This window comes from Actinoalloteichus hymeniacidonis (genome assembly GCF_014203365.1).
Taxonomy (GTDB): Bacteria; Actinomycetota; Actinomycetes; order Mycobacteriales; family Pseudonocardiaceae; genus Actinoalloteichus_A; species Actinoalloteichus_A hymeniacidonis.
Map to the genome: position 1 here is coordinate 4,305,811 of NZ_JACHIS010000001.1, position 24,140 is coordinate 4,329,950.

22 protein-coding genes are annotated in these 24,140 nt (G+C 69.0%); 6 read left to right on the plus strand and 16 right to left on the minus strand.

Annotated features, from left to right (window positions below; translation table 11 throughout):
- Positions 1 to 82: 82 nt before the first annotated feature.
- From BKA25_RS17830 to BKA25_RS17855, 6 genes are all read right to left on the minus strand, one after another.
- The gene (locus BKA25_RS17830) at positions 83 to 835 is read right to left on the minus strand and encodes a hypothetical protein (RefSeq protein ID WP_069848185.1); all 753 of its coding nucleotides are present in this window, start codon (positions 833 to 835) and stop codon (positions 83 to 85) included.
- A gap of 130 nt (positions 836 to 965) precedes the next feature.
- Positions 966 to 1,415, minus strand: coding sequence for a helix-turn-helix domain-containing protein (locus BKA25_RS17835; RefSeq protein WP_069848183.1), 450 nt, complete (start codon positions 1,413 to 1,415; stop codon positions 966 to 968).
- A gap of 154 nt (positions 1,416 to 1,569) precedes the next feature.
- The gene (locus BKA25_RS17840) at positions 1,570 to 2,052 is read right to left on the minus strand and encodes a CinA family protein (protein ID WP_069853485.1); all 483 of its coding nucleotides are present in this window, start codon (positions 2,050 to 2,052) and stop codon (positions 1,570 to 1,572) included.
- 59 nt (positions 2,053 to 2,111) lie between these two features.
- Complete coding sequence (gene pgsA, locus BKA25_RS17845) at positions 2,112 to 2,732, minus strand: CDP-diacylglycerol--glycerol-3-phosphate 3-phosphatidyltransferase (RefSeq protein ID WP_069848181.1); 621 nt, start codon at positions 2,730 to 2,732, stop codon at positions 2,112 to 2,114.
- The gene (gene rimO, locus BKA25_RS17850; RefSeq protein ID WP_069848179.1) at positions 2,729 to 4,126 is read right to left on the minus strand and encodes a 30S ribosomal protein S12 methylthiotransferase RimO; all 1,398 of its coding nucleotides are present in this window, start codon (positions 4,124 to 4,126) and stop codon (positions 2,729 to 2,731) included. The genes pgsA and rimO overlap by 4 nt, the downstream gene beginning before the upstream one ends.
- Before the next feature lie 346 nt (positions 4,127 to 4,472).
- Entirely contained in the window at positions 4,473 to 5,915 is a 1,443-nt protein-coding gene (locus tag BKA25_RS17855; protein ID WP_069848177.1) for an AAA family ATPase, read from the minus strand.
- 177 nt (positions 5,916 to 6,092) lie between these two features.
- Here BKA25_RS17855 and BKA25_RS17860 point away from each other — a divergent pair, with 177 nt between their 5' ends.
- Positions 6,093 to 6,605 (plus strand): amino-acid N-acetyltransferase, encoded by a 513-nt coding sequence (locus BKA25_RS17860; RefSeq protein WP_069848175.1) that lies wholly within the window; start codon positions 6,093 to 6,095, stop codon positions 6,603 to 6,605.
- Between the two features lie 194 nt (positions 6,606 to 6,799).
- Positions 6,800 to 7,297, plus strand: a complete 498-nt coding sequence (locus BKA25_RS17865) for a phospholipase (RefSeq protein ID WP_069848173.1) — start codon at positions 6,800 to 6,802, stop codon at positions 7,295 to 7,297.
- A gap of 64 nt (positions 7,298 to 7,361) precedes the next feature.
- Here the strand turns inward: BKA25_RS17865 and BKA25_RS17870 are convergent, their stop codons facing one another.
- From BKA25_RS17870 to thyX, 4 genes are all read right to left on the minus strand, one after another.
- A complete protein-coding gene (locus BKA25_RS17870; RefSeq protein ID WP_069848171.1) occupies positions 7,362 to 9,890 on the minus strand; it encodes an FtsK/SpoIIIE family DNA translocase in 2,529 nt (842 codons plus the stop codon).
- 155 nt (positions 9,891 to 10,045) lie between these two features.
- A complete protein-coding gene (locus BKA25_RS17875) occupies positions 10,046 to 11,737 on the minus strand; it encodes a ribonuclease J (protein ID WP_069848169.1) in 1,692 nt (563 codons plus the stop codon).
- Positions 11,734 to 12,690, minus strand: a complete 957-nt coding sequence (gene dapA / locus BKA25_RS17880) for a 4-hydroxy-tetrahydrodipicolinate synthase (RefSeq protein WP_069848168.1) — start codon at positions 12,688 to 12,690, stop codon at positions 11,734 to 11,736. Before dapA ends, BKA25_RS17875 begins: the two co-directional genes overlap by 4 nt.
- 370 nt (positions 12,691 to 13,060) lie before the next feature.
- A complete protein-coding gene (thyX, locus tag BKA25_RS17885; RefSeq protein ID WP_069853484.1) occupies positions 13,061 to 13,813 on the minus strand; it encodes an FAD-dependent thymidylate synthase in 753 nt (250 codons plus the stop codon).
- A 199-nt stretch (positions 13,814 to 14,012) separates the two neighbouring features.
- Here thyX and BKA25_RS17890 point away from each other — a divergent pair, with 199 nt between their 5' ends.
- Entirely contained in the window at positions 14,013 to 14,570 is a 558-nt protein-coding gene (locus BKA25_RS17890; RefSeq protein WP_069848166.1) for a toxin-antitoxin system HicB family antitoxin, read from the plus strand.
- 56 nt (positions 14,571 to 14,626) lie between these two features.
- Positions 14,627 to 15,604 carry a DUF4097 family beta strand repeat-containing protein gene (locus BKA25_RS17895; RefSeq protein WP_084642781.1) on the plus strand — a complete coding sequence of 326 codons (978 nt, stop codon included), beginning with the start codon at positions 14,627 to 14,629 and terminating at the stop codon, positions 15,602 to 15,604.
- Between the two features lie 54 nt (positions 15,605 to 15,658).
- On the opposite strand, the gene BKA25_RS17900 is transcribed toward BKA25_RS17895, so the two are convergent.
- The gene (locus tag BKA25_RS17900; RefSeq protein ID WP_157421378.1) at positions 15,659 to 17,002 is read right to left on the minus strand and encodes a winged helix-turn-helix domain-containing protein; all 1,344 of its coding nucleotides are present in this window, start codon (positions 17,000 to 17,002) and stop codon (positions 15,659 to 15,661) included.
- A 206-nt stretch (positions 17,003 to 17,208) separates the two neighbouring features.
- On the opposite strand from BKA25_RS17900, the gene BKA25_RS17905 reads away from it, so the two are divergent.
- Positions 17,209 to 17,769: a GNAT family N-acetyltransferase gene (locus tag BKA25_RS17905; protein ID WP_069848162.1), complete on the plus strand. Its 561-nt coding sequence runs from the start codon at positions 17,209 to 17,211 to the stop codon at positions 17,767 to 17,769.
- A 92-nt stretch (positions 17,770 to 17,861) separates the two neighbouring features.
- Complete coding sequence (locus BKA25_RS17910) at positions 17,862 to 18,326, plus strand: VTT domain-containing protein (RefSeq protein WP_236750621.1); 465 nt, start codon at positions 17,862 to 17,864, stop codon at positions 18,324 to 18,326.
- 66 nt (positions 18,327 to 18,392) lie between these two features.
- Here BKA25_RS17910 and BKA25_RS17915 read toward each other — a convergent pair whose 3' ends face one another.
- From BKA25_RS17915 to rpsO, 5 genes are all read right to left on the minus strand, one after another.
- Positions 18,393 to 18,815, minus strand: coding sequence for a hypothetical protein (locus BKA25_RS17915; RefSeq protein WP_221312363.1), 423 nt, complete (start codon positions 18,813 to 18,815; stop codon positions 18,393 to 18,395).
- 14 nt (positions 18,816 to 18,829) lie between these two features.
- Positions 18,830 to 19,600, minus strand: coding sequence for a 4-hydroxy-tetrahydrodipicolinate reductase (dapB, locus tag BKA25_RS17920; protein WP_069848158.1), 771 nt, complete (start codon positions 19,598 to 19,600; stop codon positions 18,830 to 18,832).
- Complete coding sequence (locus BKA25_RS17925; RefSeq protein WP_084643612.1) at positions 19,597 to 20,874, minus strand: M16 family metallopeptidase; 1,278 nt, start codon at positions 20,872 to 20,874, stop codon at positions 19,597 to 19,599. The genes dapB and BKA25_RS17925 overlap by 4 nt, the downstream gene beginning before the upstream one ends.
- A gap of 137 nt (positions 20,875 to 21,011) precedes the next feature.
- The gene (locus BKA25_RS17930; protein ID WP_069848156.1) at positions 21,012 to 23,270 is read right to left on the minus strand and encodes a polyribonucleotide nucleotidyltransferase; all 2,259 of its coding nucleotides are present in this window, start codon (positions 23,268 to 23,270) and stop codon (positions 21,012 to 21,014) included.
- Positions 23,271 to 23,495: 225 nt separating this feature from the next.
- Positions 23,496 to 23,765, minus strand: a complete 270-nt coding sequence (gene rpsO / locus BKA25_RS17935; protein ID WP_069848154.1) for a 30S ribosomal protein S15 — start codon at positions 23,763 to 23,765, stop codon at positions 23,496 to 23,498.
- Positions 23,766 to 24,140 lie beyond the last annotated feature (375 nt).

The following is a 24,140-nucleotide window of genomic DNA, read 5'->3' on the forward strand; positions in this document are numbered from 1 at the left end:
CGCTTCCGAGCACTGACCCGGTTCCGATTCCCATTACATCGTGTCAGGTGCGCTCTTCTGCTTCCACCGCCCCCGGTCGATATCAGGGCTTTCCCTGAGCGGGCGGCGAACCTCGATCCGGCAATCGCCGCACCTCGACCAGTCCTTCCCGCAGACCCTGTAACCGTTCGGCCAGCTCAACCGATGCGCTGGAGCGTTGTGGCGTCGCCGAGAATCGCTCGCGTGCTCGGTCCGCAGGCATTGCGGGCTGATCGGATGGCATCGAGTATTCCCGATCGACCGCATCCATTGCCGGATCCGTCGGCGAGACCCACTCCCGGACCTCGAGTGCCGCCGCCTCCAGACCGGTCACCGTCGCGTGCATCTCCGCCAACAAGGCGTCGCGCACCGCGCGGCGTCGACGGTCCGATTCCAGAGTGTGATCCACCGCGCGCACCGCGTCCAGGATCTCCGCGCGTTCGTCCTCACCACTGGAGGCCGCCGAGGCGGCCAGCCGATCGCGGCTCGCCGCCAGCTCCGGAGAGGGGACGGACGCGATGACCTCGTCGAGTACCGCGACTCGATGCGCGGTGTCGCGCAACTCGGCCAGGACGGCCTCCGCGTCGGCTCGGACTCCGGAGAGTTCCGGCCGTGAACGCGTCAGCTCCTCGAGACTCTCGATGGCCCGCCTGCCCCGGGTGTGCCACAACCCCGCCGTGCCCGACGAGGCAGCGCCACGATCGGTGGGAAGGCGCCCCGCGAGTGCACGGTCGGCCGCTCGACGTGCCTGGATGACGAGCAGCACGAGGACCAGGATCACGCACAGTGCCGCTACCGCGACGATAGTGGTCAACACCGTGTCTCTCCCGTCCTGACCGCCGTCTGCCGATTCGCAGACCCCGACTCCCGGCGCGCACCTCGCGACACCGAGAAACGGCAACGCAGTCGATTCTAGGGAATCGCCGGACATTTCCGGCGGCGATCCGTCACGCCGCCACCACAACCTTGTTGGTGATCTGCATCGTCGAACCGAGACGGGCGCGTCCCCGAACCGGTTGAACTCGCATATCCGATTGGACCCGCATATCCGCGCCGATCACCGAGGGCACCAGGCGACCACCCTCGATGTCGCCGGTGCCATGTCCGGGCGCCCGCTCCACGCTCGTGGCGGCGGCCTGGACGGGCACGGTCTCCGAGTCGAGCTCGCCTCGGATATCGGTGGCCACATCGTCGAGCAGCCGAGCGAGTTCGAGTTCCAAGGCATGGCAGATCGCAGCGAGAAGCTCGCTCGATGCCTCCTTGCGCCCCCGCTCGACCTCGGAGAGGTATCCCAGGCTCACCCGGGCGATACGCGACACCTCGCGGAGGGTTCGGCGTTGGGCGGTGCGCTCATGGCGCAGCCGCTCGCCGATAGCCTCCCGCAGCAAGACGGCCATCCTGTGTCTCCTTCCGCCGTGAGACCACCGTACCGAGCCCGGCAGGCACCGTCAGCGATTCTTCAATCCCAGGTCCGCCCTCGTCGAACGTGTGGCGACGCCTGGTTGTTCCCGACCGCCACCACGTGGCGGGTGGGCGACCCCGACGACCGGTTCATCGTGCATCCTGCATCACCACGTCGGCCAGCAGTCCGCAGGCCAGGTCGATCGCACCATGCCGCACCCGACTCCGATCGCCTGCCAACCGGGCCGAGCGCACCAGCAGACGTGTCGGACCGCACACCGCGACGTGCACCGTTCCGGGCGCGGCACCGTCCTGAGCCGTGGGGCCGGCGACACCGGTCACGCCGATCCCCCAGTCGGCCAGGCACCGATCGCGCGCCCCGGTCGCCAGTTGCTCGGCGACCGTCGGATGCACCGCCCCGTGCTCGGCGAGCACCTCGGCGTCGACCCCCGCGAGCCGAATCTTCAGATCGGTGGCATAGACCACCAGCCCACCTCGGAACACATCGCTGACGCCTGCGATCGAGGTCAGGGCGGCGCCGAGCAGGCCGCCGGTCAGCGACTCCGCCAGCGCCAGGGTCTGCCCCCTGGCACGCAGCGTGTCCACGACCCGACTCAACGCGGTCGTCGCCACGTCGACCTCGAAAGACTCGGCGGCGGACCCGTCGGTGCCATCATCGGGTTCGTCCGAGGTCACGGAGCTCCCGCAGTCGCCCGACGCCCTCTGGCACGCATCTTGACCGCACGCACGGCGTAGTCCAGGCCGGTGATCAGGGTCAGCAGGACCGCCACCGCCATGACACCGCCCACCACGATGGCGAAGCTCGCGGGCAACGGCAGCAGCAGCAGCACGATCGCGACGATCTGCACGAGGGTCTTGGCCTTGCCACCCCGGCTGGCGGGGATGACGCCGTGACGGATCACCCAGAATCTGAGCAGGGTGACGCCCAACTCGCGGGCCAGGATCGTGCCGGTGACCCACCAGGGCAGGTCGCCGAGCATGCTCAACCCGATCAGGGCGGCGCCGATCAAGGTCTTGTCCGCGATCGGGTCGGCGATCTTGCCGAAGTCGGTGATCAGTCCGCGCTTGCGGGCCAGGTCGCCGTCCAGGCGGTCGGTGGCGGCGGCCAGCAGGAAGATGCCGGTGGCCAACAGGCGCCAGGTGGTGCTGCCCTCGTGATCACCCAGCAGGGCGAACAGGAACACGGGGACGAGCAGCAGGCGGAATACCGTCAGCGCGTTGGCGATGTTCACGACGGGCACCGGCGTCGGTGCGGGGGTCGGCTCGACGGCGTCGTCGGCGGCTGCGGTCATGGCTGCCGCCCTCCCGAATCCGCGCTCAACGGCTCGACGATCAGGTCGACGCCCTCGGAGCCGATGACCCTGGCGCGAACCAGATCACCGACCTTCAGGCCGGTCGGGTCGCTGAACACGCACTCCCCGTCCACCTCCGGCCCCTGATGCGCGGCACGACCCGCGCAGTCCTCGTCCTCGGTCTCGGTCCGTTCCACCAACACGATGACCTCCTCGCCGATGCGTTCCTCCGCGCGCTGCGCCGTCAACTCCTCCACGAGGGAGGAGACCCGCGCGACGCGCTCCGCGACCACATCCGCGTCGATCTTGTCGTCGAAGTCCGCAGCCTCGGTGCCGTCCTCGTCCGAGTAGCCGAACACACCGACCACGTCGAGTCGAGCCCTGGTGAGGAAGTCCTCCAGTTCGGCGACGTCCTCCTCGGTCTCCCCGGGGAAGCCGACGATCACATTGCTGCGCAGCCCCGCCTGCGGTGCCTGCTGTCGGATCTGGTCGATGAGGGTGAGGAAGGAGCTCGTCGATCCGAAGCGCCGCATCCGGCGCAGCACCGACTCACTGGAGTGCTGGAACGACAGGTCGAAGTAGGGCGCGACGCCGGGCGTCGAGGCGATCGCCGAGATCAAGCCGGGACGGGTCTCGGCCGGTTGCAGGTAGGACACCCGCACTCGGTCCACGCCGGGAACCGCCGCCAGCTGCGGGATCAGCTTCTCCAGCGCCCGCAGATCGCCGAGGTCCTTGCCGTAGGAGGTGGAGTTCTCGCTGACCAGGAACAGCTCGCGGACGCCGTGCTCCGCCAGCCAGGCCGCCTCGGCGAGGATCTCGGGCGCCTGCCTCGAGACGAAGGCGCCACGGAACGACGGGATCGCGCAGAAGGTGCAGCGACGATCGCAGCCGGAGGCGAGCTTGAGCGGTGCGACGGGTGAGTCGTCGAGCCTGCGCCGCAGGACCTTCGGTCCCCAGGCGTGGCCGGGAACCGTGACCTCGTCGGATGCGGCCGGTCGCTCGACGGGCGAGATCGGCAGCAGCAGTCGACGGTCGGTCGGGGTGTGGGAGGCGAGGGTCCGCCCGGCGAGCACGTCGTCGAGGCGATCGGTGACGGCCGGGTAGTGGTCGAAGCCCAGCACGGCGTCGGCCTCGGGAAGCTGGTCGGCCAACTCGACGCCGTAGCGCTCGGCCATGCACCCGACGGCGACGACCTTCGCGCCGGTGTCGGAGGCGGCCAGCAGCGTGTCGACGGAGTCCTTCTTGGCGGACTCGATGAATCCGCAGGTGTTGACCATGATGACGTCCGGTTGCTCCGGCCCGTCCGGCTCGACCAGGTCCCAGCCGTCGGACGAGAGCCGACCGGCCAGCTCTTCGGAGTCCACCTCGTTTCGGGAGCATCCGAGGGTGACCATGGCGACGCGGCGAGTGGCGGGAGGTGGCGGCACGCCCCAAGGGTAACGGTGGACACCAGCCGCCGAAGACCTCACGGGGCATTGGTGCCCTTGATCGGTCTTCACCCGCTGGTGGAGCGGTTCCGCCGATCGGGCGGCGTGTCGTTCGTCGTTGCGCCCGGAGAGCCCGACCGATTCGGGCGTCGCCGCCGGCGAGAACAACGCGATCCCGCTCGCTTCCACCTCAACGGCCACGGGTGCCGGATGGTTCCCGATCTCACGGATCCGCTCTCTTCCGAGCGGTCGACGCACTACGGACAGCCGGTCGCCTCCTCGGCGGCACGGTGCCGCCCGTATCCGCATCGCCTCAACCCTCGTGGCGACGACCAGCGTCGATCGCCGCCCGCACCGCCGCGAGGAAGTCGGCACCGTCGACGACGGGGATCGCCCCGAACCGTCCCGCCAGATAAGCCGCCTCGATGCCCTCTTCCGACGCCTCGGTCGCCGGGCCGCCGCGCTGCGCACCATCGGTGACCCGGAACTCCGCAGGCGAATGCAGAGTCGAGGAGCCTGCGGCGTCCTTGTCCACGAACCAGATCTCCTCGCGGTCCAGCCCGTCCGCCGCGATCGGCGTGCGCATCAGGGTGGTGTCGTGGGTGGTGAACAACAGCTGCCCGCCATAGCCCGCGGCAGCCGCATCCCGGAACAACGCGACCAGTCGACGGGTGAGACCGGGATGCAGACTCGTGTCGATCTCGTCGACGATCAGCGTGCGCCCATGGATCAGTGCGCGCAGCACCTGCGGCAGCAGTTCGAGACACGACTGGGTGCCCTCGGACTCCTCCTCCCACTCGAAGCGGGTTCGGCCCGCCCCGTGGGCGAAGAACAAGGCCGCCGATCTCGACTCGTCCTCACGGGACGGGGTCCGCGCCGCCGCGTTCGCCGCCAGGCGCGCGGCCGATGCCTCGGACGGATCCAGCGGCACGTCGAGACCGAAATCGGGGCCGGCGGCGGTGTCCTCGTCCGGCAGGCCGGAGGTGGTGGCGTGCGCTGACTGCAAGCGCTCCAGCAGGCCCGCGACCAGCGGGTCCTGATGCAACACCTCCTCCTCCAGGACCACATCGGCGATGCCCAGATCGGCCAGGCGCAGCAGTTCGACGAGCGGGGCTCGCAGCTCGGGACTCGTGCGGAGCAGGTCGACGAGGTGGTGCTGGGCGGCCGAGCGGCGGGAGACGTCGACGAAGACCAGCTGTCGGGCGAACCACCGATAGACCGGCAGTGCCCAGTCGAGATGGGACTGGGCGGCGACGCTGAGCAGCAGGGTGTTGGGTCGGGTCAGCGCACCGAGCACCGCTGCCCGTTCGAGCTCGGACTCCGACTCTCCTGCGACGTGCCGGACTCCCTCGACGTCCCGGTCCAGCAACAGTCGCCGTTGCCCCGCCGATTCGCGGTGCAGCCACTCGTGACGCACCTTCTCGTCGTCGACGTCGAATCCGTAGCCGAAGCCGACGCCATCGATGACGAGCTCGACCTCGAAGGAGGACGGTCGCAGCGCGGCGGCCTGGTCGAGCCGGAACGGCCTGCGGGCAACGCCGCCGTCCTCCGGCCAGCGGTCGAAGGAACCGGTCACCGCCAGCGCCATGAAGCGCAGCCCGTCGAGAAGGTTGGACTTCCCTGCGGCGTTGGCCCCGTAGACACCGGCCACCGGCCGTGCCGAGGTGTCGTGGTCGCCGGACAGTCGCCAGTCCTGCGCATGGTGGAACGAACGATGGTTTCCCAGCCGGAATCGCCGCAGCATCGTCAAGACCACCGTTCTCCCCGTGGACCGGTCCTGATGCAGGTGTACCGCAGAACCGGACCCCCGACCCGCCGGCCGAGGACGAACCCACCGATCGATCAACCCGGATGGGGAGGGCCGCTACGGCATCAGGTTGATGTTCTTTCTCGCCCGGCGGGACGTCGTGGGCCGAGGACTAGTCTTTCCGCTGTGCCACCACAGCCAGCTGTCCTCGTTCGACGTGCCCGGATCGCCGATGTTCGCCCGATCAAGGCCTTGGTGGACGCCTACGCGGGCAAGGTGCTGCTGACCAAGGAACTGGTGACGCTCTACGAGAGCGTTCAGGAGTTCTGGGTCGCCGAGCTCGACGGCGAGATCGTCGGCTGCGGCGCGCTGCACGTGCTGTGGGAGGACCTCGCCGAGATCAGGACCGTCGCGGTGGCACCTGCGGCGCGGGGCACCGGCATCGGTCATCGGGTGGTCGCCCGGTTGATCGAGCTGGCGGTGGAGCTGGGCCTGCCGCGGATCTTCGTGTTGACCTTCGAAACGGCGTTCTTCGGCGCCCATGGATTCGTCGAGATCGACGGCACACCGGTGTCCCCCGAGGTCTACGAGCAGATGCGGCGTTCCCTCGACGAGGGAGTCGCGGAGTTCCTCGACCTGCCGTACGCCAAGCCCAACACGCTGGGGAACAGTCGAATGCTGTTGACCCTGCCGCTGTGAACCACCCGTTCGGACGTTGACCGATTCCACTCTCGACGATCCGTCACGATGGGTGGTGAAATTCCGCCGTGTTATAGGGGATTGCGCTTTGCCCGCACCCCCTATTCATTCGCGCATCCCGCCTCGGACCTGGCTTTACCTGAACGAAACGGTTAGAAATCTTCTACCAGCATCCATGACCAACAGGAGATTTCGTGGCCACCACCCTGCGTCGCGCCGTGAAGGCGGCCGTTGCCGCAACTCTCGCCTCAGCCGCCCTTTTCCTGGGTACCGGAACGGCTAACGCGGCGCTGCCGCCCGCCGAACTGCAGTCGTTCACCGACAACCAGCTGTACAACGCCTCGCTCAGCCAGTTCGTCTCCACCCGGAGCCAGGCGCCGCACTCCGGCCAGGTGGACTGGAGCTCCGACGGCTGCTCGTGGTCGCCGGACGAGCCATTCGGCTACGAGTTCCTCAATTCCTGCCACCGGCACGATTTCGGTTACCGCAACTACAAGCTCCAGGGTCGATTCACCGAGGCCAACCGGCTGCGGATCGACGACAACTTCCGCGACGACATGTACTCGGTGTGCGGCGGCGGTTGGGCGTGCGAGCGCACCGCCGACGTCTACTACCACGCCGTCCGCAACTTCGGCGGTTCCAGCGCCAGCACTGCGGAGGCGGTGGCCAAGGCCACGCTGACCGTCGGCTGATCAGCGAAGAGTCGTCCGGCTGGTGCGCGTCCTGGGGGCTCGCACCAGCCTTCGGATCGCCCGCTCACTCCCCGTCGGGATCGCCGCCCTTGATCAGGGTCAGTACCGAGTCCAACTCGTCCGGCTTGACCAGCACATCGCGCGCCTTGGAGCCCTCCGACGGGCCGACGATCGAACGGCTCTCCAGTAGATCCATCAGCCTGCCCGCCTTGGCGAACCCGACCCGCAGTTTGCGCTGCAGCATCGACGTCGAACCGAACTGACTGGTGACCACCAGCTCGGCCGCCTGCAACAGCACATCCAGGTCGTCGCCGATATCGGCGTCGATCTCCTTCTTCTCGCCGGCCTTCGCGGCCGTCACGTCGTCCTGGTATTCCGGCGTCGCCTGCTCCTTGGCGAAGGCGACCACCGCCGAGATCTCCTCGTCGGTGATGAACGCGCCCTGCATCCGGACGGGGCGGGAGGCACCCATGGGGAGGTAGAGCCCGTCGCCCATCCCGATGAGCTTCTCGGCGCCGGGTTGGTCGAGGATCACCCGGGAGTCGGTCAGCGATGACGTGGCGAAGGCCAACCGGGAGGGCACATTGGTCTTGATCAGGCCGGTGACCACGTCGACGCTGGGCCGCTGGGTGGCCAGTACCAGGTGGATGCCCGCGGCCCGAGCCTTCTGCGTGATACGCACGATGGCGTCCTCGACATCGCGCGGCGCGGTCATCATCAGGTCGGCGAGCTCGTCGACGATGGCCAGAATGTAGGGATAGGGCTGGTAGACGCGTTCGCTGCCCGGTGGCGCGGTGATCTCGCCGTTGCGGACCTTGCGGTTGAAGTCGTCGACATGCCGCACCTTGTTGACCTGCATGTCCTGGTAACGCTGTTCCATCTCGTCGACCAGCCAGCTCAGCGCCGCAGCGGCCTTCTTCGGCTGGGTGATGATCGGCGTGATCAGGTGCGGGATGCCCTCGTACGGCGTCAGCTCGACCATCTTGGGGTCGATCAGGATCATCCGTACCTCGGTAGGGGTGGCCCGGGCCAGCAGTGAGACCAGCATCGAGTTGACGAAGCTGGACTTACCGGATCCCGTGGAACCGGCGCACAGCAGGTGCGGCATCTTGGCGAGGTTCGCGGTCAGCATGTGACCCTCGATGTCCTTGCCCAGCCCGATGACCAGTGGATGCTCGTCGCCGACCGCGATCGGCGAGTAGAGCACGTCGGCCAGCCGCACCATCTCGCGATCGCTGTTGGGCACCTCGATGCCCACCGCCGATTTGCCTGGGATGGGGGCCAGCAGTCGGATGTTGTCGGTGGCGGCCGCGTAGGCGATGTTCTTGGTCAACGCGGTGATCTTCTCGACCTTCACCCCGGGGCCGAGCTCGACCTCGTAGCGGGTGACCGTCGGCCCCCTGGTGAATCCGGTGACCTGCGCGTTGATCGAGAACTGTTCCAGCACCCCGCCGATGGCCTCGATCATCGACTCGTTGGCCTTGCTGCGGGCTCGCGGCGGGTCGCCCGCCTTCAACAACTCGGCGGGAGGTAGCCGGTAGTCGCCCTCGACCGCTCGGACGGGCGCGAAGCCCGATCCCGCCGAGCCGGCGCTCGCCGAGGCATCCGCCGCCTGCGCCGCCACCGTGTCCTCGGGCTCCGGCAGGCCCGCCGTCCGCTGTACGGCGGTGGTCGCTGCGGGCTGGGTCTTCCTGGTCCTCGGCTTGGGTTTGAGCGCGGCGGCTCCCACCGAGGCTTCGGTCGGTGACTCCTCGGCCTCAACTGCCTGTTCCGAGGCCGGTTGCGCCGCGCTGGACTGCCGCCGCCGCGCGGGCCGCCGAGTACGGGTGGGCACGGGCTCGATCGGGTCCGTGTCCACCGGAAGTCGAGAGTCGGGCTGATCCGGGTCGGAGAGTCCGGCCAGTTCCCGGAGTCGTTCGGGAATGCGGCGCACCGAGGTGCCGGTGAGGATCAGCAGGCCCAGACCGCAGATCAACGCGAGCAACGGGCCCGCGACCCAGGCGGTCAGGCCCTGGCCGAGCGGTCCGCCCAGGATGAAGCCGACGACACCCGCCGAGTCACGCCAGTCGGCCGGATCGGTGGGGGCACCGGTCATCAGGTGCAGGATGCCCTGGATGCCGAGGATGGCCAGCAGCGAGCCGACCGTGTGCCGGGGGCGGTTCTCCGGCTGCGGCTCGGTCCGCATCAACGAGAAGCCGATGCCCAACAGCACGACCGGGAAGGCGATGGCGCCGACGCCGAGGAAACTACGCAGGGCGGCGTCCAACCAGGCCCCGACCGGCCCTGCTGCCTGCCACCAGACGGCGGGGGCGGCCACGATGGCGAGTCCGATCAGGACCATGCCCAGGGCGTCACGTCGGTGTTCGGGATCGAGTTCCTTGGTCCTGGCCACCGCGCGGATCACACTGCCCGCGCCGCGTTTGAGCAGCGTCAGGGTCGTCACCGAGCCCTTGCGTCGCCCGGAGGTGGACGTCCGTTTCGCGGCAGGTCGCCGGGCGGAGGTCCGGCTTCCCGATCGGCTCGTGGTCCCCGATTTCGACGTGCTCCGACTTCGCGTGCCGCTCTTACCCGAGGTCGTGGTCCGCCCAGCCATGTGTCATACGGTAGTAGGCGGCCCCAGGCACCACACGAACCGCACGGATTCCGGTGTGAACATCACTCTGAGACGTAGCCGAGCGTGCACGTCTGCCGTCCGGCCGGCGCCGCCCGACTGCTCGTCGGGGGCGCCGTTGGAACCGGATGGGAGGCTCAGACCGGCAGTACCGTCGGGATGATCATCGGTCGGCGCCGGTAGGTGGCCGCGACCCAACGGCCGACGACCCTGCGCACCGCCTGGGCGACCCGATGCGGATCGGTGATGCCCTCGACCTCGGTGCGCGACAGCTCGGACTCCACCAGCGCTACGACCTCGTCCAGCGCCTTGGGGTCGTCGGAGAACCCCCGGCCCGATACGGTCGGCGGTGCGACGGCCCGGCCGGTCTGCGATTCGATCGCGACGGTGATGGCGATGAAACCGCCCTCGCCCAGTACCAGCCGATCGGACAGCGTGGACTCCCCCACGTCGCCGACCGAGAGTCCGTCGACATAGACGTGGCCGACCTCGACTCGGCCCGCGATCTGCACGATCCCGTCGATCAGGTCGACGACGACGCCGTCCTCCGCGATCACGGTCCGGCTCGCGGGCACGCCGGTGGCCTCGGCCAGCGCCGCGTTGGCCCGCAGGTGGCGCCACTCGCCGTGGACCGGCATCACGTTGCTGGGACGAAGCGCGTTGTAGAGGTACAGCAGTTCGCCCGCCGAGGCGTGCCCCGAGACGTGCACCTTCGCGTTGGCCTGGTGGATGATCTGCGCGCCCAGCCGGACCAGGCCGTTGACCACGGCGAACACGGCGGTCTCGTTGCCGGGGATGAGCGAGCTGGCGAGGACGACGGTGTCGCCCGATCGGATCGAGATCTGTCGGTGATCCCCCCTGGCCATCCGCGACAGGGCCGACAGCGGCTCGCCCTGCGATCCGGTGGAGACGAGCAGGACCCGGCTCTCCGGAAGCTGCAGCGCCTCGTCCAGATCGATCAGCAGGCCCTCGGGGACCTTGATCAGACCCAGATCGACGGCGATGCCCATGTTGCGGACCATCGAACGGCCCACGAAGGCCACTCGTCGTCGATGGGCGACAGCGACGTCGAGGACCTGCTGCACTCGGTGCACATGGCTGGCGAAGCAGGCGACGATGACGCGCTGGGTGGCCTTGCCGATCACGCCGTCGAGCACCGGCCCGATGTCGCGCTCCAGCGGAACGAATCCGGGGACCTCGGCATTGGTGGAGTCGACCAGTGCGAGATCGACGCCCTCGTCACCGAGTCGGGAGAAGCCGGCCAGGTCGGTGAGCCGCCCGTCGAGGGGCAACTGGTCGAGCTTGATGTCACCCGTGTGCAGGACCGTGCCCGCCGGGGTCCGGATCGCCACCGCCAGCGCGTCGGGGATCGAGTGGTTGACCGCGAAGAACTCGCACTGGAAGGAGCCGTGCCGGGTGTGCTCGCCCTCCCGGACCTCCTGCAGCTTGGGTACCTGGCGGTGTTCCTTGCACTTGGCGGCCAGCAGCGCGAGGGTGAAGCGGGAGCCGACGACCGGCAGGTCGGGGCGCAGGCGCAGCAGGAACGGCACCGCGCCGATGTGGTCCTCGTGACCGTGGGTGAGGACGAGCGCCTCGATGTCGTCGATGCGGTCCTCGATGGCCCGGAAGTCCGGCAGGATCAGGTCGACCCCCGGGGAGTCGTCCTCGGGGAAGAGCACCCCGCAGTCGACGACCAGCAACCGTCCGTCGTATTCGAAGACGGTCATGTTCTTGCCGACCTCACCGATCCCGCCGAGCGCGACGATGCGCAAGGCCCCCTCGGGAAGCGGTCCGGGAGCCCCACGTTGATCCGTCGCCGTCAGTGTCACTGCTCGCCTGCCTTCGGGGCCGTCTCGGCCATGGTGTTCGGATTGACCAGGACGAGTCCCGCCTCCCACAGATCGGCCGCGATCAACCGCGCCTCCTCATCGGACGGAGCGGGGAGCGGGAGCCTCGGCTGTCCCGTCTCGAAGCCGCACAGCCGCAGGGCCGTCTTGGCGAAGATGGTGCCGCCCATCCGGTTCATCGAGAGGTACACCGGCAGCATGCTCTCGTGGATCTCCCTGGCCTTGGCCGTGTCGCCTGCCTCGAAGGCATCGAGCATCAGCTTGAGCCGGTCGCCGACCACGTGGCCGATCACGCTCACGAACCCGACGGCACCGACGGCCAGCCAGGGCAGGTTGAGCGGGTCCTCGCCGCAGTAGTAGGCCAGGTCGGTGCTGGCGATGATCTCGCTGCCCGCCCACAGATTGTGCTTGGAGTCCTTCACCGCCATGATCTGCGGATGCTCGGCGAGCACCCGCAGGGTCTCGACCTCGATGGGCACCACCGAGCGCGGCGGGATGTCGTAGAGCATCACCGGCAGGTCGGTCGCGTCGGCCACCGTCGTGAAGTGGGCGATCAGCCCTTCCTGCGGCGGCCGTGAGTAGTAGGGCGTGACGACGAGCAGCCCGTGGGCACCCGCCTTCTCCGCGTCTCTGGCCAGCTGCACCGAATGGTGCGTGTTGTTGGTTCCTGCACCCGATACGATCGTCGCCCGATCCCCGACCGCGTCGGTGACCGCCCGGATGAGTTCTATCTTCTCCGCGTCGGTGGTCGTCGGCGATTCGCCGGTCGTTCCGTTGATCACCAGTCCGTCGTTGCCCTGGTTGTCGACCAGGTGCACGGCGAGTTCTTGGGCGAGGTCGAGATCGAGCGCGCCCTCGGCGTCGAACGGGGTGACCATCGCGGTCAGCACCCGGCCGAAAGGCCTGCCGGGCAAGGCGGTGGGGCATCCGGTCATGGGGGTGACGCTACCGTCTCTCTTAGTGGTCCAGCAGGTACGGCAGGCGGTCCGCGCGTGCGGTTGCACGGGGCCCGCCCCGGTCGTTTCGCCCAGTGGGATCGGCCGGGACGCAATGAGCCCGCAACGGCGGGAATCCGGCTGCGCTCGCCGACCGAGGCATGGTCCGATGTGGTCGGTGTTCTGGCTGATCAGGCCGATCCGAGAGCGGATTCGGCCGGGCCCGGCACCGCCGACGGCGGACGTCTCCGCCCGCCGAACCCGCCCGGTTCGATCGCGGTTCGAGACATCCGATCCGCCGCCGATTCACCGAGCGGGCGGAGCCGCCCCGTTCGGAGCAGCGTCCGCCCGCGTCGAATGGTCGACCGGGTCAGCCTTCGGTGACGTACGGGCTGGAGGCCACCTCGGTGCCGTCCGCCAGCTCGGCGATGTCGAAGTCACCGAAGACGTTGGGCACGGCCTTCTGCAGCTGTCGCAGGCATTCCACCGCCAGGGCGCGGATCTCCACGTCGGCGGTCTCGGTGGCCCGCATCGCGATGAAGTGCCGCCAGGCACGGTAGTTGCCGGTGACCACGATGCGGGTCTCGGTGGCGTTGGGCAGCACCGCGCGCGCGGCCTGCCTGGCCTGTTTGCGGCGCAGCGTCGGGTTGGGGATGTCGGCGAACTTCTTCTGCAGGCCTTCGAGAAGATCGTTGTAGGCCGCCACGCTGGCCTCGGCTGCGGCGAGGAAACGCTCGTGCAGCTCGGGGTCCTCGGCGATCACGTCGGGCGCGACCATGGCCGCGTCGCGCTCGGGGACGTAACGCTGGGACAGCTGCGAGTACGAGAAGTGCCGGTGCCGGATCAGCTCGTGGGTCAGCGACCGGGAGATCCCGGTCAGGTAGAAGCTGACGCTGCCGTGCTCGAGCACCGAGAGGTGACCGACCTCCAGAATGTGTCGGAGGTAGCCCTCATTGGTCGCGGTGGCCGGGTTGGGCTTGCGCCACGACTGGTAGCAGGCGCGTCCCGCGAATTCGGCCAGGGCCTGACCGCCATCGGCGTCGGTGGTCCACGGCACGTCCTCGGGTGGCGTGAACTCGGTCTTCGCGATCAGTTGCACCTTCGGCGACACCAGCTCGGTCACGTCCACCTACTTCCCTCTAGACACAGTGCGCTCACGCCTCGTGCCGACGTCGACCGGCGACAATTCATGTACCGCGCCGACCGGCGACTCCCTCGGCGCGGGCCGAATCGTAACGGTCAGTACCGATGACGGCGGCATCGGCGTCAGCTGACGCCATATCGACCTTGCAAAGACACCATCGTGATGTCACCATGGCGTCATGGACCTCACCCCGTACGTCGAACAGCTCCGACAGGATCTGACCGCCGCGACCGCGACGTCGGACGAGCAGACCCGACGCGCAGCCGCGCAACTGGCCGCCGCGCTGCAACCCGCCGCCCGTCTCGCCCTGATGAACGCATTGTCCGACCTCGCCGCCGAGGTCACGGCCGCGCTGGATGACGACGTGGTCGACGTCCGGCTCGCCGGCCGCGACGTGCAGGTGGTCGTCACGCGGAGCACTCCGCGCTCCTCGAACGAGCAGGCGGGCCCGCCGCCGCCTCCCCCGCCGCCCCCGCCGACGGACGGCGGCGACATCAGCCGCATCACGCTTCGGCTCTTCGACGAACTCAAGTCCAAGGCGGAGCGCGCCGCCTCCACCCAGGGCGTGTCGTTGAACTCCTGGGTCTCCCAGGCGGTACAGGGCGCCCTGCACGGCTACCGGGACTGGCCCGGGCAGCACCAGGGCCAGGGCACCGGGCACTCCGAGCCGGACGATCGGCAGAGCCGCCCCGAGCCGGAGGACCGCTCACGTCTTCGCGGCTGGGTGCAGGGCTGATCCGACACCGCTCACCCATTCGCCAACCGGCCCACAGACGAGGAAGGCGCCCGGACATGTCCGAGAGCGAGAAGAACGACAACACCGACTCGACCTCCGAGATCACCGATTCCACGGAGCAGCCCGACACCGAGGGCTCCGGCGAGCAGGCATCCAGCACCCCGATCCGAACGCAGTACTTCGCGACGGACGGCCCGGCGGAGATCGACGCCTTCATCGCGGCAGGCCACATCGAGGTCACGCTCAGCGATGAACCCGGGGTCGCCGTGGAGGTGCGCCACGATCCCTCCGAGCAGTCCCCGTTGATCAGCGGGCTGCACGACTTCCTCGGTTGGGTCAGCGAGCAGATCAACGAGGAACGCATCCGTGATCTGCCCGGCACCGCCATCCGGGCGACCCGGCTGGAGGCGATCGGACGTCGCGTCCTGGTGCGCACCCCGAAGGACATGGCGCTGCGCCAGGTCGCCTTCCTCGCGCGGATCCGGGCGCCGCACGGCTCGACGGTGGTGGCGCGCACCGAGTCCGGCGACATCACCGTCACCGGGACGGCGGACCGCGTCGAGGTGCACACCGGCGCTGGTCGGGTCCGTGTCGAACGGGCCGACGGGCACGCATCCGTCCACGGCGGAACCGGTGATGTGAAGCTCGGCGAACTGCACGACGGTCTGACGGTCCGCGTCGGCACCGGTGATCTCGAGATCGCCTCGGTGACCGGACCGGCCACGGTGAACACCGGGACCGGCGACGTCTGGCTCGGTGTGGCACAGAACAACCTGTCCGTGCGCACCGGCAGTGGCGCGGTGAGCATCGCCGAGGCGGTCGAGGGCAGGCTCGAGGTGATCAGCGGCTCCGGTGACATCAGGGTCGGTATCCGAGCCGGGGTCGACGCCGAGTTGGACGTGGCCACCCCGGGTGGCACCGCGCGCTCCGAACTCGCGGTCTCCAACACCCCGCCCGCCGAGAAGCCTGCCGTGGCGCTACGGGCCCGCACCGGGGCGGGCAACGCGCTGATCACTCGCGCGGCGGCTCGCTGACCAGTGACCATCCGGGGTAGCCGTCCACGACGGACGGCTACCCCGGTTCCGCTCTCAGCCCGTCGGCCGACCCGGGATGGCCCCCGCCGTGGGTGTGGGCGCACCCGTCGTCTCGGACACCGCCGTGATGGTCTCGATCGAGGGTGTCGGATTGACCGACCGGCGCACCGGACGCAGACAATCGGCCAGCGGGCCGATGAGGTCGCCGCGTCCTCCCAGCTGCACCCCGTCCAAGCCGAGCCAATCCGCCATCTCCCGCAGTGACTCGGCCAGCTCGGCCGCGACCCGCGGCACCTCGACGCCGTCCTCAGCGAACGCGCCCTGTGCCCGCAGGACACCCGCCTGTCGATCGGCCTTCAGGTCGACCCGTGCCACCAGTCGCCCGTCCAGCAGGAACGGGAAGACGTAGTAGCCGAAGACCCGCTTGGGCTCGGGGACGTAGATCTCGATCCGATAGTGGAAGTCGAAGATCCGCTCGGCTCGCTCGCGCCGCCACACCAGCGGGTCGAAGGGACAGAGCAGCGCCCGACCGGTCACCGTGCGCGGGGTCCTGGCCTCGGGATGCCGATAGGCGGGTCGCGTCCAGCCTCGGACGGCCACCTCCTCCAGCGCACCCGACTCGACGGCCTCGGCCACCGCCCGTTGGGAAGCCTTGGGCGGCAGCCGGTAGTAGTCGCGCAGGTCGGGCTCGGTGGCCACTCCCAGCGCCTCTGCGGAGCGCACGATCAACTCTCTGGCCGCATCCGCCGGCTCGGGCTCCGGCGTGGCGAGGACGGCTGCGGGCAGCACCCGCTCCGGCAGGTCGTAGCGACGCTCGAAACCGCGCCGAGTGCCGGTGGTCAACGCGCCGATGCCGAACAGGTACTCGCAGGTGTTCTTGGTGTCCGACCGATTCCACCACCCACCCTTGGCGGCGGTCCCGGTCGCTCCCATCGCGCGCTCCAACTCGCCCGCGCTGATCGGGCCGAGCTCGGCCACCGCAGCCAGGATCTCGGCGGACAGCCCGGGTGACCGCTGATCCACCACCTCCTGGTGTGCCCCGTAGCGCTCGGCGTAGCGGCGCATGCGCCATCGCAGCAACGGCCAGTCCTCGGGCGGCAACAGGCTCGCCTCGTGCGCCCATTGCTCCACCAGCAGCCGTGGGCGGGCCGCGCTGTGCGACCAGGCCGCCGCGTCGAGCAGCTCGCGGGAGTACGGGCCGAGCCTGCTGAACACCGGCATGTAATGGGCGCGCACCGCGACGTTGACCGAGTCGAGCTGGAGCAGCCGAACCCGCTCCAGCACGCGCTTGAGATGGCGTCGGGTCGGTTCGCCGTTCGGACGTCGATCGGTGAATCCCTGCGCGGCGAGCGCGGTTCGGCGGGCGGCATCGGCGGTGACGGTCTGCACCACGCGCATGATGCCGGCCGACACCGACACCGACAGCACGTGCGCGGTCGGGCTGGGATCGACGTCTGAAGCGCGTCGCCTTCCCTGCGGCAGCAGGCGTGTCCGGTTCCACCGGGAAGCGCTGCGAGTCGATGGCGGTACTGCGAGTGCAGCCACGCCAACCCCCACACGACCGGTGGCCAACGCTGCTCTGGGAGGGCGATAGGTTGACGCGCATGGCACACGCCGCCGTCCGCCCGGCACTCCCCGATGACGCAGCAGAGATCGCCCGCATCCAGTACGACACCTGGCGGGCCGCCTACACCCGCATCCTGCCCGCCTCGGTTCTCGACGGTCTCGACGTCGGAGCCGCCGAGGCATCGTGGCGCGAGGCGATCGACGACGAGGCGACGCTGGTGTCGGTCGCGATGGAAGGATCGTGGACCGTCGGGTTCTGCGTGGTCGGCGAGGCACCCGCCGCCGAGACCGCCGACGCCGCCGGAACGCCTGCGCCCGATGCCGCCGAGACCGGCCTCATCGCCACGCTGCTGGTGGAACCGAGGTGGGGACGTCGTGGCCACGGCGGCAGGCTGTTGTTGGCGGCGGGCGAGCAACTGCGGGCGCGCGGGGCGACGCGGGGCATCACCTGGGTACCGATCGCCGACGCCGCTTCGCTGGCCTTCTTCAAGACGGCGGGTTGGGCACCGGATGGGCTGTCGCGGACCCTCGACACCGGCGAGCGCACGATCCGGGAGTTGCGGCTCACCGGCGGCTTGGATTTCCACGTCGTCGAATAGCCGGCGCCACAGTGGCCCCACGAGTTAGAGTCCGTCACGCTCACCTCGCCGAAGCTGGACTACCTCGAACGATGCTCTCGTGGCTCTCCATCATGTCCGCAGCCTTCGGCGTCTCGGTTCTCTCGGCGGTGCTTCCGCTGATCAGCATCGAGTTGTTCATCGTCGCGCTGATGCTCAACAAACCGGAGACCTCGTGGTGGCAACTCGCCCTGGTGGTCGCCTCCGGTCAGATCCTCGGCAAGCTGCTCTACTACTTCGTCGGCCGAGGCACGGTGGGCTTACCGAAGTTCCTGCACCGGGAGAAGAAGCCGTCCGGCCGCTGGGCGAGGCGATTAGACGGTTTCCGATCGGCCTGTCACGACCGGCCGGTCTGGACGACAGGCGTGTTGTTGACCAGCTCGTTCGTCAGTCTGCCGCCGTTCGTCGCCGTCTCGGTGGTCGCCGGGGTGGCACGAGTCCCGCTCCGTCTGTTCATCGCCACCGGATTGGCGGGACGATTCGTCCGCTTCTCGCTGGTGGCCTCGGTCCCCGGGGTACTGGGGGCGTGGTGGTTCTGACCGGGTCGCCGTTGTAGCGCGCCGATCGGATCCGCATAGCGCAGGCCGATCGGTTGCCGAGTTGAATCAGTTCGCCAGGTCGACGGCCCGGCGCATCGCCTCTCTGGCCCGCCGCCGGTCACCGGCCACGTCGTAGGCGTGCGCGAGTCGGAACCAGGCCCGCCAGTCCTTCGGCCGTTGTTCGACCTCGCTGCGCCATTCCTCGAACCACGCGTCGGCGGCCTCTCGCTCGACCCGGCCCGAGGCCATCCTGGGCAGATCAGAACTGTCCGGCAGCCCGCCCTCCTCGGCCAGCTGCTCCCCCAGCGCCGCCGTGCGGACACCGAAACGCCACGTCGCGATCACCATCCACAATCCCAGAACGGGCAGGACGAGGATCGAGCCGCCGAGAACGATGGCGACCGGATCACCGGAGCCCATCAGGATGAACGCCCGATCGGCCAACAACCACAGGTAGACCACGAGCACGGCGGTCAGTAAGACCGCCATTCGACGAGCGGTGATCACAACTCCAGCAGCCCTTCGATACCCACGGTCAGCCCGGGCACGGTCGACACCTTGCGTACTGCCAGCAGCACGCCGGGCATGAACGACTTCCGGTCGAGCGAGTCGTGTCGCAGCGTCAGCGTCTCGCCCTCCGTGCCGAAGAGCACCTCCTGGTGCGCGACCAGGCCCGCCAGCCGCACCGAGTGCACTCGAACCCCGTCGACCTCGGCACCCCGCGCCCCTGCTGATTCCTTGGTGGTGGCATCCGGTGCGGCGCCGAGCCCGGCCGCCCGCCGCGCGGCGGCGATCGCCCGAGCGGTGTGATCGGCCGTCCCCGAGGGGGCGTCCGCCTTCTTGGGGTGGTGCAGCTCGATGACCTCGACCGATTCGAAGTGTCGGGCCGCGATCTCGGCGAACCTGCCCATCAACACCGCGCCGATCGCGAAGTTCGGTGCGATCAACACGCCCAGTTCGGGCCGCGATCGCAGACTGTCCCGGATCGCGTCCAACCGCTGCTGATCGAGCCCGCTCGTGCCGACCACGGCATGGATGCCCTGCTCGATGCAGAAGTGGATGTTGTCGAGCACCGCGTCGGGATGGGTGAAGTCGACGACGACCTGGACACCGGCGTCGACCAGGTCCTCGCGCCGGTCCCCGACGTCGACGACCGAGACCAACGTCAGGTCGGGGGCGGCTTCCACCGCTCGGCAGACCTCGGAACCCATCCGGCCCCGGCCACCGATCACGCCGACCTTGATCGGCTCACCCACGGTCTCGGCCCCGCTCATCTCGTCACCTCGCGCACCTCGACGGGCAGTTCGTCAACGTGAGCGTACGGGCCCACGACCGCGGCGCTGATCGGACGTCGCAGCAAGTCGGCGGCCAGCACGGCCACCGCCTCGGCGTCGACGGTCTCGATCTGGCGCAATTGCTCGTCCACCCCGAGCTGGATCCCGAAGTTCAGCTCACGCTTGCCCAGTCGGGTCATCCGGGATCCACTGTCCTCCAGGCCGAGGACCAATCCGCCACGAAGCTGACCGCGCCCCCTGGCCACCTCGGCGTCGGTGAGACCACCGTCGGCGACCTCGGCCAACACCGAGCGGACCACCCCGGCGACCTCGCCGAGGCGGGCGGGCTGGCATCCCGCGTACACCGAGAGGCTGCCCGCGTCGGAGTAGCAGGCGTCCGAGGAGTACACCGAGTAGGCCAGTCCGCGCCGTTCCCGGATCTCCTGGAAGAGCCGGGAGCTCATGCCGCCGCCGAGCGCCGCGCTGAGCACACCGAGGACGTGTCGTCGACCGTCGTGTCGGTCCAGTCCCGGCATGCCGAGCATCAGGTGCGCCTGCTCGGTCTCGTCGGTATGCAGCACCAGCTCACGGGACTGGGTGATCTCGGCCCGGCCACGACGGGGCGCGGCGGGAGCGGCGAGCGGGTGCTCGCGGCCGCGCAACGCGCGATCGACCAGGCGCAACACCTCGTCGTGCTCGACGTTGCCCGCGACCGCCAGCACCATCCTCGGCGGCGTGTAGCTGCGCCGATAGAAGGTGCGCAACAACTCGGGGGTCATGGCGCCGATGGAGTCCTCGGTGCCCAGCACCGGCTTGCCGAGGCTGTGATCGGCCAGCAGCGCTGCGCTGAACGCATCGTGGAGCAGATCCTCGGGATCGTCGTCCCGAATGGCGATCTCCTCGAGCACGACACCCCGTTCGACGTCGACGTCGTGATCGGTCAGCAGCGCGTCGAAGACCACATCGCAGACGAGATCCACCGCCAGTGGCAGGTCCTCGTCGAGCATGTGGGCGTAGTAGCAGGTGTGTTCCTTGGAGGTGAACGCGTTCAGCTCGCCACCGACCGCGTCGGCCTCCTCCGCGATCTGGATGGCCGTGCGACGTCGGGTGCCCTTGAAGAGCAGGTGTTCCAGGTAGTGGGCGGCACCCGCCTCGGGTCCCGTCTCATCGCGGGAACCTGCGGCGACCCACATCCCGACGGAGGCGGAACGCAGTCCGGGCATCCGCTCGGTGACCACCCGCAGGCCGTTGGGCAGGACCGTGCGACGCACCATGCGCCCGGTGTCGTCGGAGTCCAACAGAACCGTGGTGTCCGCGTCCTGCCGGTGTCCGACGAAGCCCGCGTCGTTCTCGGTGAGGTGACGACGGCTGCGGGCCCCGAGGGGACCCGCAGCCGTCGTGTCGTGAATCGTCACGCCGTCGTGGACTCCGCAGGCTGGGCGCCCGAAGCGGCGCCCTCGGCCGGTGCGGCACCGTTCTCGGTGTTCTCCGAGTCGGCCACCGGCACCAGGCTGATCTTGCCCCGGTTGTCGATGTCGGCGATCTCCACGCGGATCTTGTCGCCAACCTTGACGACGTCCTCCACCTTGGCGATGCGCTTGCCGCCGCCGAGCTTGGAGATGTGCACCAGACCGTCACGGCCGGGCACCAGCGAGACGAAGGCACCGAAGGCGGCCGTCTTGACCACCGTGCCGAGGAACCGCTCCCCGACCTTGGGCAGCTGCGGGTTGGCGATGGCGTTGATCTTGTCCACCGCGGCCTCGGCCGAGGGACCGTCGACGGCGCCGACGTAGATCGTGCCGTCGTCCTCGATCGAGATGTCCGCGCCGGTCTCCTCGGTGATCGAGTTGATCATCTTGCCCTTCGGGCCGATGACCTCGCCGATCTTGTCCACCGGGATCTTCACGCTGGTGACCCGGGGGGCGAAGGGGCTCATCTCGTCGGGGCGGTCGATGGCCTCGGCGATGACCTCGAGGATGGCGACGCGGGCGTCGTAGGCCTGCCGCAGCGCCTGCGCGAGCACCTCGGAGGGGATTCCGTCGAGCTTCGTGTCCAGCTGCAACGCCGTCACGAAGTCCTTGGTGCCTGCGACCTTGAAGTCCATGTCGCCGTAGGCGTCCTCGGCGCCGAGGATGTCGGTCAGCGCGACGTAGCGCGTCTCGCCGTCGACCTCGTCGGAGACGAGGCCCATCGCGATACCCGCGACCGGCGCCTTCAGCGGCACACCGGCGTTGAGCAGCGACAGCGTCGAGGCACAGACCGAGCCCATCGAGGTGGAGCCGTTGGAGCCCAGCGCCTCGGAGACCTGCCGGATCGCGTAGGGGAACTCCGAACGCGAGGGCAGCACGGGCATCAGGGCACGCTCGGCGAGCGCACCATGGCCGATCTCCCGCCGCTTGGGCGAGCCGACGCGGCCGGTCTCACCCGTGGAGAAGGGCGGGAAGTTGTAGTGGTGCATGTAGCGCTTGGTGGTCTCCGGCGCGAGCGTGTCGAGGTTCTGCTCGAGACGCAGCATGTTCAGCGTGGTGATGCCCAGGATCTGAGTCTCGCCCCGCTCGAACAACGCCGAGCCGTGCACCCGGGGGATCACCGAGACCTCGGAGGACAGGCTTCGGATGTCGGCCAGTCCTCGGCCGTCCATCCGGATCTTGTCGCGGAGGACCCTGCTGCGGACGAGCTTCTTGGTCAACGAGCGGAACGCCGCGCCGACCTCCTTGTCCCGTCCGTGGAAGGCCTCGCCCTCGCCGAGACCGATCTCCTGGAGCGTGCGCGCCTTGACCTCGTCGATGCGCGACTCGCGCTCCTGCTTGCCCGCGATGGTCAGCGCCTCGGCGAGCTCGGTGGTGGCCACCCGCTCGACGGCCTCGAACATGTCGTCCTCGTAGGCGAGGAAGCGCGGGAAGGTCACGGTCTCCTTGGCGGCGGCCTCGGCCAGCTGCTGCTGGGCCTCGCACAGCGCACGCAGGAACGGCTTGGCCGCTTCCAGACCCTCGGCGACGATCTGCTCGGTCGGCGCGGGCTGGTCCTTCTCGATGAGCGAGAGGACGTGCTCCGGCGCCTCGGCCTCGACCATCATGATCGCGACGTCGTCACCGACGATCCGGCCCGCGACGACCATGTCGAACACAGCGCCCTCGAGCTGCTCGTGGGTGGGGAAGGCCACCCACTGCTTCTCGATCAGCGCGACCCGGACGCCGCCGACCGGACCCGAGAAGGGCAGGCCGGAGAGCTGGGTGGACGCCGATGCGGCGTTGATCGCCAGCACGTCGTAGAGCTCGCCCGGCTTGAGGCTCATCACGGTGACGACGACCTGGACCTCGTTGCGCAGACCCTCGACGAACGAGGGACGCAGCGGCCGGTCGATGAGCCTGCAGGTCAGGATGGCGTCGGTGGAGGGGCGGCCCTCCCGACGGAAGAACGAACCGGGGATGCGACCCGCGGCGTACATCCGCTCCTCGACGTCCACCGTCAGCGGGAAGAAGTCGAAGTGCTCCTTCGGGTGCTTGGACGCGGTGGTCGCCGAGAGCAGCATGGTCTCGTCATCGAGGTAGGCGGCGACGCTTCCCGCCGCCTGGCGGGCGAACCTGCCGGTCTCGAAACGGACCGTCCGAGTACCGAAGCGACCGTTGTCGATGGTCGCGGTGGTCTCGGTGAAATCAGTGTCTGTCACGTAGTTCTCTCCTCATATCGTGAGCCGAGCGCGCACTGACACGGGAGCAGGTTCGAACGTGGCCGGTCATCGATCGAAGTCCGCGGGACCTCGTGTCCCGAGAACCACTACCGAGGACCGGCGAACTGTTCCCGAAGGGTGTCGTTCGTGCGGTGACGGCTGTTTCTCTATCTCTATTGCCCTCGGCGGGGGCGGCCGAGCAGGCCGCCCCCGCCGAGATTCACGTCAACGACGCAGGCCGAGCCTGCTGATCAATGAACGGTAACGCGCGATGTCGACCTTCGTAAGGTAGTTGAGCAGTCGACGACGGCGACCGACCAGCAGCAACAGGCCGCGACGCGAGTGGTGGTCGTGCTTGTGCTGCTTCAGGTGCTCGGTGAGGCCGGTGATGCGCTTGGTCAGCATCGCGACCTGAGCCTCCGGGGAGCCCGTGTCGGACTCGTGCACGCCGTACTCGGCGAGGACCTGCTTCTTCTCGGCAGTGGACAGTGCCACGATCTGGTGTCTCCTTATATCCGGGTTCCGTGCGGCTCCGCAGTGGCCTGCTGGATCAGGCAGAGGGGGTACGCAACCCCTGGAGGCGACGACCCCGTGAGCACCGACCGAGTGAACCAGGCCGACGGAAGACGGTCACGGCCGCCACGGAACGCAGCCGGACCCGAGGTCCGAGGGTAGCAGGCGGTCCCCGAAACGACCTCACCACCGACCGTCAAGGCCAGCGAAGACGATTTCGTCTACTGGAAACGCACCGCCATGTCCGAGTAACAGCGGGTGCCTAACGTCGGAGGCCGCATCGCCGTCGCCATCGGTCCGCGATGCCGCGAGCACCGGCCCGACAAGGATACCGGCAAGATCATCAGGCGACTTCGT

What these genes read in the sequence shown, in the direction of transcription:
- BKA25_RS17835 (WP_069848183.1), bottom strand. Translation starts at nt 1,415, where the DNA reads ATGGCCGTCTTGCTGCGGGAGGCTATCGGCGAGCGGCTGCGCCATGAG.
- pgsA (WP_069848181.1), bottom strand. Translation starts at nt 2,732, where the DNA reads ATGACCGCAGCCGCCGACGACGCCGTCGAGCCGACCCCCGCACCGACG.
- rimO (WP_069848179.1), bottom strand. Translation starts at nt 4,126, where the DNA reads ATGGTCACCCTCGGATGCTCCCGAAACGAGGTGGACTCCGAAGAGCTG.
- BKA25_RS17870 (WP_069848171.1), bottom strand. Translation starts at nt 9,890, where the DNA reads ATGGCTGGGCGGACCACGACCTCGGGTAAGAGCGGCACGCGAAGTCGG.
- dapA (WP_069848168.1), bottom strand. Translation starts at nt 12,690, where the DNA reads ATGACCGGATGCCCCACCGCCTTGCCCGGCAGGCCTTTCGGCCGGGTG.
- BKA25_RS17890 (WP_069848166.1), top strand. Translation starts at nt 14,013, where the DNA reads ATGGACCTCACCCCGTACGTCGAACAGCTCCGACAGGATCTGACCGCC.
- BKA25_RS17895 (WP_084642781.1), top strand. Translation starts at nt 14,627, where the DNA reads ATGTCCGAGAGCGAGAAGAACGACAACACCGACTCGACCTCCGAGATC.
- BKA25_RS17900 (WP_157421378.1), bottom strand. Translation starts at nt 17,002, where the DNA reads ATGCGCGTGGTGCAGACCGTCACCGCCGATGCCGCCCGCCGAACCGCG.
- BKA25_RS17905 (WP_069848162.1), top strand. Translation starts at nt 17,209, where the DNA reads ATGGCACACGCCGCCGTCCGCCCGGCACTCCCCGATGACGCAGCAGAG.
- BKA25_RS17910 (WP_236750621.1), top strand. Translation starts at nt 17,862, where the DNA reads ATGTCCGCAGCCTTCGGCGTCTCGGTTCTCTCGGCGGTGCTTCCGCTG.
- BKA25_RS17915 (WP_221312363.1), bottom strand. Translation starts at nt 18,815, where the DNA reads ATGGCGGTCTTACTGACCGCCGTGCTCGTGGTCTACCTGTGGTTGTTG.
- dapB (WP_069848158.1), bottom strand. Translation starts at nt 19,600, where the DNA reads ATGAGCGGGGCCGAGACCGTGGGTGAGCCGATCAAGGTCGGCGTGATC.
- BKA25_RS17925 (WP_084643612.1), bottom strand. Translation starts at nt 20,874, where the DNA reads ATGGTGCGTCGCACGGTCCTGCCCAACGGCCTGCGGGTGGTCACCGAG.